Source organism: Parapedobacter pyrenivorans, assembly GCF_014636865.1.
Classification (GTDB): Bacteria; Bacteroidota; Bacteroidia; order Sphingobacteriales; family Sphingobacteriaceae; genus Parapedobacter; species Parapedobacter pyrenivorans.
This window is the reverse complement of record NZ_BMER01000001.1, coordinates 2,898,930-2,912,218: the sequence shown is the minus strand read 5'-3', so window position 1 is coordinate 2,912,218 and position 13,289 is coordinate 2,898,930. Positions and strand designations below refer to the sequence as shown.

General features: G+C 47.6%; 7 protein-coding genes. All 7 read right to left on the bottom strand.

Going from position 1 to position 13,289, the window contains the following annotated elements; genetic code table 11:
- Nucleotide 1: 1 nt before the first annotated feature.
- The 7 genes from IEV98_RS11510 to IEV98_RS11480 all read right to left on the bottom strand — a co-directional run bounded on the left by IEV98_RS11510 (nt 2) and on the right by IEV98_RS11480 (nt 13,283).
- Nucleotides 2-2,500: a glycerophosphoryl diester phosphodiesterase gene (locus IEV98_RS11510; RefSeq protein ID WP_188505971.1), complete on the bottom strand. Its 2,499-nt coding sequence runs from the start codon at nt 2,498-2,500 to the stop codon at nt 2-4.
- A gap of 14 nt (nt 2,501-2,514) precedes the next feature.
- The gene (locus tag IEV98_RS11505) at nt 2,515-3,825 is read right to left on the bottom strand and encodes an MFS transporter (protein ID WP_188505970.1); all 1,311 of its coding nucleotides are present in this window, start codon (nt 3,823-3,825) and stop codon (nt 2,515-2,517) included.
- A 49-nt stretch (nt 3,826-3,874) separates the two neighbouring features.
- Nucleotides 3,875-5,575, bottom strand: a complete 1,701-nt coding sequence (locus IEV98_RS11500; protein WP_188505969.1) for a glycoside hydrolase family protein — start codon at nt 5,573-5,575, stop codon at nt 3,875-3,877.
- Nucleotides 5,576-5,601: 26 nt separating this feature from the next.
- Nucleotides 5,602-6,540 carry a DUF5017 domain-containing protein gene (locus IEV98_RS11495; protein ID WP_188505968.1) on the bottom strand — a complete coding sequence of 313 codons (939 nt, stop codon included), beginning with the start codon at nt 6,538-6,540 and terminating at the stop codon, nt 5,602-5,604.
- Between the two features lie 24 nt (nt 6,541-6,564).
- Entirely contained in the window at nt 6,565-8,376 is a 1,812-nt protein-coding gene (locus tag IEV98_RS11490) for a RagB/SusD family nutrient uptake outer membrane protein (protein ID WP_188505967.1), read from the bottom strand.
- 19 nt (nt 8,377-8,395) lie between these two features.
- Nucleotides 8,396-11,785 carry a TonB-dependent receptor gene (locus tag IEV98_RS11485; RefSeq protein ID WP_188505966.1) on the bottom strand — a complete coding sequence of 1,130 codons (3,390 nt, stop codon included), beginning with the start codon at nt 11,783-11,785 and terminating at the stop codon, nt 8,396-8,398.
- A 256-nt stretch (nt 11,786-12,041) separates the two neighbouring features.
- A complete protein-coding gene (locus IEV98_RS11480) occupies nt 12,042-13,283 on the bottom strand; it encodes a FecR family protein (RefSeq protein WP_188505965.1) in 1,242 nt (413 codons plus the stop codon).
- Nucleotides 13,284-13,289: the final 6 nt, after the last annotated feature.

Genomic DNA, 13,289 nt, shown 5'->3' with positions numbered 1-13,289 from the left:
ATTACCGATATGAAACCTCAACTACATTTACACCCCATTCTGGAAGATCGAACTTGACTTGGTTGCCTGTCCTCGTTATGTCGGCAGGTTGTCCTAATAATTCCACTTTGGAGATCCGCTTATTCTTCACGGAAAGGTTCGCAAGGTCAATACCAAGCGTGGCCTGCTGGGGTGCCAGCGATTGATTCAAGAGCATAATGTATAGCTTCTTCTTTTCCTCGTCATGCGCCAACAGGTATTCGATATACGGGTTATCGGACGTCAGCAAACCGGGGCTTAGCAAAATGTCGGCCTTTTTGCCATAAACATTGCCTGTTGCAAAACCATAGGATACATGCGGACCGACCTTAGGGGTCATGAATCCACGTGGGAACTCGATCTTTCCTTCCGATCGCATGCGCATTTCCGAAAGCAGGTAGTCTGTGATCCAGCCAATTTGCCAATATGCATGATGCGGGAATTCGCTGGCTCCTCCTTTGGGGTTTACCACTCGGGTCCAGTAGTAAATCGCCTGTCCGGAAGGCTCATCATTGAAGGCATGGCGCCCACGGGATGCCGCCCTAGCCATGTCCAGAAACAAGGATTCGCCCGTTTGCTCGTAAATACGGACAAATAACCCTGCATAACTTGAAATCAAAATTGGCCCGGCTCCGGATGCTGTCCCATTAATGTGTTCCACACTTAGTCCGGTTTGGTTGATTTCCCAGTCCTCATACTGTTTCCCATTCACCGTCTTAATTTTCTTACTTGCTACGGGATGCGTGAATATCGACGTCGCAAAAACACGGCTTGCCTCGATTGCGGCGTCGAGATAACGTTTGTCACCGCTTATATCGTACAGATCCAAAAAGCCCTGTGCACATTGCGCGGTTGCAAAGTCCCATTGGTTGCCTGAATCTCCATATACGCCGAGGTAGTATCCTTTTTTAACCCCATTTTCTATGAGCCAATCGGCTCCTTTTTTTGCTGCTTCGAGATACCGTTCATCTTTTAGTATCCGATGCGCTATCAACAAGCCGTACCAGGTTGGACGATAATCCTTCAATGTTGGAAACGGTGATTTCAGGGTCAAACGGTCATAAGCTACCTCCCAGGATCCGTCTTCGTGTTGCCATGAAATCAGCTTTTCGCCCGCCAGCCGGACGCGGTCTTTAAGTGTTTCATCCTGCGGATTGAACAACAGCATATTTCCCATATCCATCAGCGTGTAATAGGTTGTATAAATCGGTTCGACCCAGTTACCTACTTCGGAAGCAAAAGGAAATTGTTCACCGACCGGGAAACTGTCCTCAAAAGGATATTCACCAAGTGCAGCATGTTGGAAAAAGCCATCTCCGGTTTGTTGTTGCACTAATTTGTAATTCCTCACAAAAGGGATACGGCTTTGGATCGTTGAATCATGGCCATTATTCGCCAGCAGCAACATCGCGCCAACATCAGCGTTCTTCGACCCATTTGCGCCAATCACTTTACCGTGGTGGTCCCAAGTCCGCCATTTCGACCGCTTTTCATCCCGAAGGAATACCTGCATGCGTTCCAACCGACTCGCCAAGGACTCCTTTTGTTGTTGAATTTGCAAAAGCGAACCGAAATCATAAACATTCATGACAGCATGTTTAAATACCTGAAACCAATCCGAGTCTTGGATGGTATATCGAAATTTAAACGTGGTTTCCTGTCCTTTTTTTAAGTATGAGCCTTCCCGACCCAGTACTGGCGCATACGCCGTTGGCGTTACCTCATTGTGGCGATTCATCGTCGACACTCCCAACTTATTGGTTTGCCGGTCTGCAGAGTCCTTTGGCCAGGGATCAGCGCCCGTTCCGGGGTTTGGTACCACGGCAAACGTAATCCCATTGGTGGTACTGATCGTGGGCGCAAACGTCATCGTCGAATTCTCCTTCGATAAAACCGGTGTGGCAGGCAGCCCCTGGCTGTACTTCACAGCAAGATCTGGATTTAATTGCAGTTCCCTTCCGTACCACGAACCCGGTACCATCCCCCAGGCGATATCTCTGGGCTCCACAGCCGCAACCGTTGGCGTGGCGAGGGAGAAATATCCATCTTTGTCAGCTTTGACACGTAATTCCACTAAAATATCAGAGGAAAAGCGTTTGTCGGTGCTCCATTTTGCAACGACGGTACCGATACTCAGTTGCTGGCTAAACTCCAGTGCGCCGTCAGCCAATGTCTTTACATCGCTTGGATAGAATGAATGATCCTGGCCTTCCACGTCTTGATCAACGCGCCCCCCAGAGGGATGGTAGTTCAGGTAAAGAATGGTATACAGCCCACTCGGAACCTGGAGTTGTTTATTGTTCACATTAATTCCGGTGATGCGCCAACCTGCTGCTTCTTTATTCCAGACCAGACTTAGTGTCGGTGTTTTTAGCTGTACGCTATTATTCGGGTGTCGCGGATTATCATGCGTGGTACTGCCACGTCCATCATGATGGACCAGGCATGCAAGAAAAATCATCAGGATTACATAGTGTCTCATTGTTCTATTCTTTTTTAGTGATTAAATTTTTGGTCGAATGCATCGATTCTCGATGCGCTTCTGGTTAAAACATGAATGATTGCCCAGGCAACTAGATAGGTCATCCCGCAAATGGTGAACAGCAGGTTGTACCCTCCTGACAAATTACCTTGCAGCTTATAAGCGTCGAGCAGGTAGCCAACCAGCATAGGAAATAAAATCCCCCCTACGGCGCCGGCCATCCCGCCTATTCCCACTACTGAACTGACCGTGCTCTTCGGGAACATGTCTGAAGCCATCGTAAAGATATTGGTTGCCCAGGCCTGATGTACCGCTACGGCGGCACTGATGAGTGCCACAGCAATCCATACGTCCGTCACGAATTGCGTGAGGATAATCGACGTTTCCAAGATGGCAAACACCAACAAAGCCGCCTTTCTGGCGTTTAGCGTACGCCACCCCCTTTTGACCAATAGTGATGAAAAATACCCTCCGGCGATGCTGCCTACGGTTGTGGCCGCATAGATGACCATCAGTTCGGGACTGGGCTTAGTAAGGTCTAGGCTAAATGTGGAAGAGAAATACGAAGGTAACCAAAATAGGAAAAACCAATAGATGGGATCGATCAACAACTTGCCGGTGATAAATGCCCACGTTTGCGGAAAGGAAAACAGCCTTCCCCATTTGATCGGCTTTTGGTCGGTTTCCGTTTCGGCCATGGTCTGGCCACTTTGGATGAGTTTCAGCTCATCCGCGGATAGCCGCTTCTGCTCGGCCGGCACCTCATACAACCACCACCACACCATCAGCCATACGAAACCAAGTGACCCGGTGATCCAGAACACTTCCTGCCAGCCATAGTGGGTAAGAATCCAAGGTGTCATAAACAACGCGGTTACAACACCGATGCTTGTACCCGCATTAAAAATGCCCGTAGCCAGTGCACGCTCTTTTTTGGGAAACCATTCAGCAACAGCTTTCATTGCGGCAGGAAAATTACCTGCTTCGCCGATGCCAAGACCAATACGTGCAGCCGCAAAACCAAAGACACCCCTAGCTACCGCGTGCAACATACCTGCCACACTCCATACCACTACACTGATCGCATATCCCCATTTGGTACCGACCTTATCGATCAGTCGGCCGAAAACCAGCAAGCCGATTGCGTACGCAGCCGTGAAAGCCATTACGATATGGGCGAAATCAGTTTCCGACCAATTGAACTCTTTTTCCAGGGTCGGTTTCAGTAGCCCGATGATCTGCCGGTCGAGGTAGTTGATAGTTGTTGCGACGAATAACAACGACACAATCAACCAGCGGTAGTTCTTTATAATGATACTAGCCATGGTCAACGTTTATCCAGTGGTACGTGCTTTCCCCTATCATTCCGCATGCTCATTTCGGCGTAGCCACCGACCGACTTTCCTGTTGGGCTTCAACCTTCACTTCCAGCCAGATGAGTTTCTGCTGATCGCCGTTCGGGTTAACCAAACTGATCGTGTTGTACCCTGCCTTCACCGCTTTTGGATCGATTTTAAAGCGCATCACCCGTGGCGCAACATCAGCTACGTTGCCAACCTGTTCCCACTTTTTGGTTTTCGTATAGACAGTACCGTTTGCCCTGGTCACATCCGGCAGCACCGTTGTCAGCACATCGTTTACTTTGACTTGTATTTTGGCTGTCTCATAGCCCTCCATCAACTCAAGTCCGGCTAGTACGACGTAGTCCGCATTGGCTGTCTTCGGCCCGGTATACAACGTGAACGATTGTTCAGCCGCGGTCAGATCGACGGGCAATAGCGATGCGGTCTCTTTGTTCCTCCCCGCCGGAGAAGGGTAGGTTAATGGATGTCTTCGCGGTGTGCTATTGACGGTTTCGGCCGAGCCGATTTCGGTGAGTATAGCCGTCCTGTCATTGATTTTATAAGTTGAGCCATCCGATTCGATCACTTTCCGATCGTAGTCGCGCCGGTTGAAATGATTGAATAGGTAAATCGCATCTGCACCCCGATTGAACGCACTCAACGCAAACCCTCTCATCGACTCCAAATCGAATCTGAACGTTTTGCCGTACGGATCGCGCTGGCAGGAGTAATACATATCTGCCGACGGAGCCAGCACATAATCGTGGTTTGGACCAATCAGTTTCCGCCATAGCTCTAAGGGGATATCGAAGTTTGTCGGATTATGCCAGTTCGCGGGAATCAACATGTCGGTCCATCCATTTTTTACCCAAGCAACCCCATCCAGGCCGTAAGATTCACTGATTTCGGGTGTGGAAAGTACCCGCGTGGCTATCCGAATCGGATGACCACGTTTAGCTGCCTTTTGATTGACGAGCTCCCGTGCTTGTCGCATGAAGTCGTTAACGATCGCGATCCAATCTTGTTGGGTCCCGTCCTTGAATAGCGTTTGAGTTCGGATCCAGTCCAGCTCTATCCCATCTACATCGTATTTATCGAGTGCTTCGCTGATCAACGCCAGGTAAAAATCCCTGACTTCCTTTTTTCCATAATTCATGAAGGCCGTAGGATACAGCATGTATTCCGGGTGTTCGAGGATAAACGAACTGAGTTTGGTACTATCGTCCCAATAATGATGGTCATTCATCCGGATGGACAACCATGGACTCATGTTTTGCTCTCTAGTCCGTTTGATGCAAACCTCGAATGGGTCGACTTGCTTTTTACGCAACTTGGCGTGGGGCAGCGCCCAACTTGTGGCTGTAACACCGGCTGGAAGATCCCAGTACGGCGTCATGACTTTGCTATCGTAAGCAGCGCGCTGATAATTGACATTATACAATATGGTCGTCACCTGCGTCTTGGCATATTCATCAATGTAATTTCTTAAGGTATACACGATTTCGTCCCGATCCAGGGAGTCTATGTCCTTACGCCAGCTGGGCCATGCCACGATCGCATCTGCAGCGACATTTACAATTATCTTATCCTTGACCTTAGGTTGATCTGCCTTTTTTTGCGCCAAGGCTTGAAATGATACGGTCAACACAGACAGTAACGTAAAAGCGTAAGCGTAGCGGTTCCGGCAATAGTCTCCCCTCAAGGAGACCTTGCTCATTTCATTTTTTCTCATGATGTTTTATTGCGTAATTAACAATGCTAGGGCGTAATCGTAATCTCTATCGTTTGCCTTTCGGTGTCATTTTGGTAAGTTGTCTTCGCGTAACTTTCGAACGTTGCTTTAAAAGTTCCGATTGATGAATACGTATACGTATAGCCTTCAATTTTTGAGCTTAGGTTTTTAATAGGCACGCCAAAATCGGGGGTAACCCTTTTAAGATCGATGGGGCCGCTCAGTACCCATGACTCAGCATCCTCGGTAGCAGCATCGGCAGTAGCGGCGCCTGCAATAGTCAACGCCGCAGAACTGCTCGTCCAACCATAGGTATTGCTGATCTTGGCTGCCCGCCATCCCGGACTTATTGTGGTTGAAACACCATAATTGGAAATCGCGGAGTTACCTAAATTCGCCAGGGTGTACTTCGTGCCATCCGCCAACTGATTGGCCACCGTTAGCCCCGAAATGGTCCACTTCGGTTGTGCCGACCCGCTGACGGCCCGATACTTAAATGCCAGAAATATGGGCCTTTCATTGGCGGCAAAATCCGAAAGATCAATTTTTCCCGAAGGTGTTGAAACGCCGTCGGACAGCGTAGCACGGTCCGTGATATCAATCCAGTCTGCTGCAAGGATATTTGCAGCGGTAACGGCTTCATCTTCGGCTTGACCAATCCCCTTAAAATTAGTTGACACCATGATCTCCAACGTATTGGACTGCCCAACATTTCCAAGAAGGGAAGTGAATTGTAGTTCTGGTACGCCATCTGCCTGTTTACGCGTTACGAAATCATGTCGCTTCCCCATCTCTCCAGAGAAAAATGTCAGCATACCGGGGTTACCCGAAATGTTAAATTCCACCGGTTCTCCGACCCGATAGGTAGTCTTGGGGCTTGTTACGGAGAAGGAAGTGTCTATGATTACATCCTTTGAACAGGATAGACTAAGTATTATAGCGATATTGAATAATATGTATTTCATCTCTACTAGATTTTATTTATGCTATTACCAACCGTCAGTTTGTACTAATTTTGGATTTAACGTGAGCTCTCGCAGTGGGATGGGAATGTAAATGTGCTTTTCCGAAATATTCTGCCCAGCGATCGTAAGTGGTTTATAATTATTCGGTGCTGTCGCCTCAATCTCACTAGCCAACTCCTTCATGGTTGACACGAGCAGCCCCCAGCGAATCAGATCATAACGGCGGTGCCCCTCAAACGCGAGTTCTCTTGACCTTTCATCCTGTATGGTCTTTAATAAATCGGCCTTTGTAGCATATTCCTCGGGTTTCAATAGTTCATCGCCAACAATTGAAATTGTTGCAGTGGCTGTCGCCCCGGAACCCGTCCCTTCGATTGTTATAATTGGGTCCGTTTCGTAAAATGCTCCTCGCGTTACAACAGCAATATTGGTTACGGCCCCTTCAGAAACACTAGCCACAGCGGTAGCGTCGGCTGTTGCCCCACCTCCGCTAATCGTGACGGTAGGGGGCTCCGTATAATTAGTACCGCCGTTCGTGATCGTTATCCTGCTTAGTGTTTGTCCGTGGGCATCTTTTCCGTATCCACGCTGCCTCACTTCGTTTACGTACTGATAGGCAGATTCAGGACCATTGATGAAATTTTCTGCTTCGGCAGCCATCAACAGTACATCCGAATACCGCAAAATGGCGTAGTTCGTTGACGTAAAATTATTTATCCTCCGCTCCGTTAATTCATATTCTCTTCGCCACTTGCCCACACGCCGATCAAACAGCTGGTTATCGCGCCAATAGACTTTAACTGTGCCGCGATCATTCTGGTACTGAAACGGAGCAATGGACCAATCCCTGCGCGTATCGTGTGGATCAAACAAGTTGAATAGTTTAGGATGAGCTTGCAGGCCGCCGTTGGAAAAGCCGAGATTGACGTCCTGTTGACGAATGCCGTTTATAAAGCCCCAGCCACCGTGACGACTGAAAAGATCACCTACACCGGTGGTATAGAATTCCACTTCCCAGAGATTTTCCTTGGTGTCGTATTTATCCTGGATGTAATTAATGAACACCTGGCTATAATCTGGATTAAGCTCGTGCAGGCCGGAGTTGATTACCTTGTTTGCCCACTTCAAAGCCTCACTGTATCGTTCCACTTCGTTATAGGGTTCGCCCGCCCGAAACAAATTTACCCGTGCGAGCATCCCTTGAACCGTCGATTGGCTTACGCGGCCACTATGATCATAATCCGATATCGGTCGTACCATCGATTCCGCTTCTTCCATTTCTTTGGTTACAAAATCATATACAGTTGTTGCCGGTGTCCGTTCAACAAAAAGTTCATTCACAGAGACAGTAGGTTCTACAAGTAGGGGCACCGCACCGTAATTGCTTACCAACATGAAGTAGTAATACGCACGGAGAAACTTAGCCTGGCCCAGTATAATCGCCCGCTCCGTTTCGTCCATTTCAGGTTTCTCAATATTAGCTATTAGATTATTCGCCCGGTCTATCCCACGATACAGGCTATTCCACACGTCGGTGACACCCAGATAAGAGGAATTGTAATCATATTTCTGCGGAATGTTCGTACTGCCACTGAGGTTAAATCCTTCGTCTACCGATGCTAGCCACTGGTAATATAAAATGGCCGATCCCGACAATCCATATAAGGATGGTGCTTGCAAAATGTTATAAACGCCGATCAGTGACTGGTTTAATTGCTCTTCCGAATTGTAAAAATATTGGGGAGCAATAAAATCAGTCGGCTCCAATGTCAAATTATTCTTACAGGATAGAAATCCCGCAAAGAAGACTAGAAAAAATATAAAGCGCTTTTTCATAATCGTACTATTTCAATGTTCAAAAGTTTACGTTTAGTCCGAATACCATTGTTCTGGCTCGCGGATAGGCAGAATAATCCATCGCTGGCGTCAGGTTGGTACTCCTGACGGCGACCTCAGGATCCAACCCCGAGTAATTTGTCCATGTATACAAATTATTCGCTGCAAAACTGAATCGGACGGACGACATTTTCAACCGGCTCATCAGTCTGCCGGTATAGGTATATCCAAGAGAAACCACACCTAGCCGTAGCATCGATGCATCCTCGACGATTCTAGTAGACCAATATTGCGGGCCGCGGCCGGCTCGGGTCGGGATGGTTGAATTCACGTTGTCTGGCGACCAACGATCGGCGTACGTAGCGTACATGTTGGTATTGACCGTAAAATTGTCTTGCCCCTCGAATATAATCCGGTTTGCATTCAACACGTCGTTGCCGTAAGAAAACCGGAGAAACACACCCAGGTCAAAACCGCGAAATGTAAAGTTGTTGTTAAAACCGCCTACAAAGTCTGCATTGGGATTGCCGATTACGGTAAAATCGTCTGTATTTACGTTGCCATCGTTATTTAGATCTCGGTATCTCGCATGACCGGGTGCGATACCGGATCTTGTTGTCCCGTTGGCTGGCAGCTCATCTTTTAGGACATATGATCCATTTGCCGTTTGATAAAAATCCTCGTATTGATAAACGCCGTCATAAATCGCCCCGTAAAACAATGCAACCGGATACCCAACCTTTGCCAAATATTTAGGCACGCCGCCAAACGGCCCACCTGAGGTCGAAACAATACTCTCCTGACCTTCCGTGAGGGAAAGGATTTTGTTGCGGTTGAACGAAATATTAAAACTGCTAGTCCAGTTAAACGATTTCGAATTAATGTTGATGGTATTCAACGTAAATTCAAAACCCCTGTTTTGCACGGCCCCAATATTCTTGAATGCCGTGGTGAACCCGCTTGTTCCGGGAATCTGTGCATTCAGAAGCAAATCGTAGGTACGCTTATTGTAGTAATCTGCGATTAACGATATTCTATTATCCAAAAAACCCAATTCTACGCCTACGTCGACCGACTTAGTCGTTTCCCATCTCAGATCGGGATTGCCTATTCCGGTAGCTGCTGCGCCGTAAACGGGAGTGGTGTGCCCAAACGAATAGGCATTTCCCAAGGGGAAGCCTATCGACGTGAGGTAAGCGAAATCGGAAACCCTGTTATTGCCGGAATAACCAAAACTAGCTCGCAGCACGGCATCGGAAATGAAGGGCATACGGGTCATAAAACCTTCCTCAATCAGCGCATATTTGACGCCCAAGGACGGGAAATACGCCCATTGATTCCCAGCAGCGAATTTGGACGAGCCATCGCCCCGCAGAATCCCCTGGATGCTGTATTTGGATTTATAATCGTATATAACCCTTCCAAACACCGATTGCAACCGGTTTGCAGAGCTCGTTGCGATGATATTCCGTGCAACCCCTTGGTCCAAGCCACTGATACCCAACGCTTCATTTGGCAGTTGCTGAGCCTCTATTCCTGAAGACGAAGTGCTATGCCGTTGTTGGCTGAATCCGGCAACTACATTCAGCTTATGCTGATCAAATGAGCGTGTATACGTAATGGTATTCTCGTTTACGTAATTGAGATTTTCGAAATTGACGTTTTTACCATTCACCCCTAAACTAAGGGGGTATAAAGGACTTCCTGTGCGCGTTTTGGAATTATTAAACGCAATATCCTGTGATAGATTTTTGCTAAATCCGCCTGTCACTTTCACCTTGAGTCCCTTAAGTATCGTATACTCCAGAAATGTACTGGTGAAAAGGTTGCTGGTATTTCGCCTCCTCACTTCATTCTGCGCCTGAATAAGCGGATTTACCCTCCGGTCATTAAATCCACCTCCCGTTTCGGTGTTCGGATCAAATAATTCGTCTTCGAAATCGATTAATTGCCCTGGAATTTCAATAGGCCGGTAGCTCCACACGCTATACATATAAGGGCCACTCACGCCCGATTGATCAATGTTGTTCACTACCGTTCCATAGGTGTTGTAGTCGGCATAATTCAAGGTTAATCCCAACTTCAATTTTTCGGTGAGCTGGTGATCGAAAGCCACCCTGCCCTGATATCGCTTAAATCCCGAATTAAGGATGATACCATCTTGATTGGCGTAAGATCCGGAAACGGCGTATTTACTTTTTGCCGTGCCTCCTGAAGCGGACAGGTTATGGGTTGTCATGTTGGAGTTCTGAAAAATCTTACCATACCAGTCGATTGGCTGTTGGTTTCGGTAATCCTCCAGTGTTTTACCGTCAGAAAGGTAGTTTAATGTAGCACTTTCGTTGTTGATTTCCAGTTGCAGTTTTACAAATTCGTATGGGCTTAACAGTTCGATCCTTTTGGTATTTGATTGAAAACCGCTCGTAAGGTCATACGCGATTTTGGCTCTACCTTCCTGCCCCCGTTTAGTTGTTATTAAGACCACGCCATTTGCTCCTCTAGAACCGTAGATAGCGGTTGCTGCCGCATCCTTAAGAATAACAATCGATGCAATGTCGGCCGGATTAATGGAATTGTTCTCATTATCCTCCAATGGAAAATCATCGACCACGTATAATGGAGAATTACTTTGCGTAATGGAGTTTCCACCACGGACGATGATGTTTATCGGAGCTCCCGGCTGGCCATCGTCGGCGCGCACTTCAACCCCCGCAACTCGACCTGCAAGTGCTTGGTCAAAAGAGACTACGGGTGCCCTTTTCATATCTTCTACTGGCACAACGCCTACAGCTCCCACAATTTCGCGCTTGTTCATGGTGCCATACCCCACTACGACCGCCTCGTCCAGGTTGCTCACCGTTGCTTTTAACGAAACATTGATTGAAGGCTGATTCGCAACATCAAGCTCAACAGCCTCAAACCCTAAAATAGTGTATGTTAGCTTCGCCCCAGCGCCCGGAATATGGATGCTATAGTCGCCATTTGCATTGGTCGTAGTGGCTGTGCTCGTGCCTTTCACCCGTACGGTTACCCCTTCAAGTGCCGCCCCTTGTTCATCCGTAACACGGCCGCTGATTACCTGCTGATGCTGAATTGGTAAATTTTCCTTATTTCTCGTGCTTCCTCTCACCGCAATTGTCTTGTCTTTGATTTTGTAGACTAATGATCGGGGGGTCAACACCTGATTCAATACCACTTCCAGTGGTTGATTCTTCACATTCAGGGAAACCAGCAAGTTGGGTTTCACATACTGATCGTTGTAAATAATCAAATAACCGGTCTGCGCCTCAATGGCAGCAAATACTTTGGTAATGGGCTGCTCCTTAACATTCAGCGTGACGGTCTGGGACAGCGACTCCGCGCTTACATGTAGGCAAGCAATCGCTAAAAACAGCGATATCAATTTCATAATTCGGAATAATCGGTTAAGTACATTGAGCTTTTTTTCCCCGCCCAATGGGTGAAACACATAATTTATCATTACGTTTGTACGTTAGATAGCTGATCTGCTAATTTTAATAATTTGGTTACTATTGGTGCTGTCTGAACAAGAAGGGAGGTGTTGGTAGCGCTTCCCTTTCTTGCGTTTCAATGGTTACGTTTTGTCCATATTTTTGCTTTTAAGTTTGTAATTGGTTTTTATTTGTAAGTGTTTCTGGTGTATTCTACTGGACAATCAATGTGCGGCCCTCCAGTTTAATTTTCGCGTTAGAAATATTAAGCAAGTCCAATATGGTCAGCAACGATAAATCCCGCTGCATCTTACCGGTAAATGTTTCCTGCGGTATTGTTCCCCTATATGTCACTTCGACATCGTACCACCGGGCAACCTGACGGATCATCTCATCAAACGAAGTATGGTTAAAATGAAAACGCCCGTTCATCCAAGCAGTGTATTGATCGGTATCTACTGGTGCTTTAGCAATGTTTCCGTTCACCAACGTCCCCTGCTCGCCAGGAACGAGTGTTATGTGCTCACCGCCGGTTCCGCCCCACAAACGTACAGCCCCTTCAACGAGTGTTGTCCTCTCCTCCTCATCATCAGGGTATGCGGAGACATTGAATTTTGTACCCAATACCTCTACTGTTTGTCCGTTCGTTATCACTTTAAACGGCAAAAACTTGGATTGGATGTCTTTTTGCCGGTTTACCTCAAAATATCCCTCACCCGCTAGCTCGACTACACGTTCTTTTTCCGTGAAACGACTGGGATACTTCAGCGTGGATGAAGCATTGAGCCACACACGTGTACCATCAGGCAAGGTAATTTGGTAAGTGCCGCCTTTAGGAGTGGTTAGTTCTAAAAAGACGATTTCTCCCTCTGCTACCACATCCTCTTTTTCCGAGCGTCCGCTTTCACCGGGCTTCAGGGTCGCGAGGGGATCCCCGTCGTTGTAGGTTATTTCACCATCCCCGATGACGATACCATCCCGGGCTTCGTCCAATGTTATGGTCCGACCACCCGCAAGGGTGAGCGTGGCGCGGTTGCCTCCGGGTGGAACATCCGTTGATGGTATGCTCACGGTTTCAGATTTTGACGGGGCACGGTCGTTAACATAAAACCATGTGACGACGGAAGTCGCAAGGAGCATCGCAGCAACATAAGGCATCCATCTTCGCAATATGTGCGTCTTTGAGGGCACATCATGTTCTTCTTCTGATGTTTGTATAACCTGATCAGCTTCTAGCTTTCTTTGCGTAAGTTCCCATAGCCGCGTTCGTTCAACCGCGTGGAAAATTTGCAGCTTCTGAGATAAGTGTTGGGTATCGTTGAGCCCATCGAGAAATTCTCGGTTTTCTAAGCGCTCAGCCAGCCACTCATTCAACGCGCGCTGTTCTTCGGCCGTTAACTCCTGCCGGAGATAATTCGCAATGAGCTGGGCGAGGTATTCGTAACGATCGGGCATAATTGT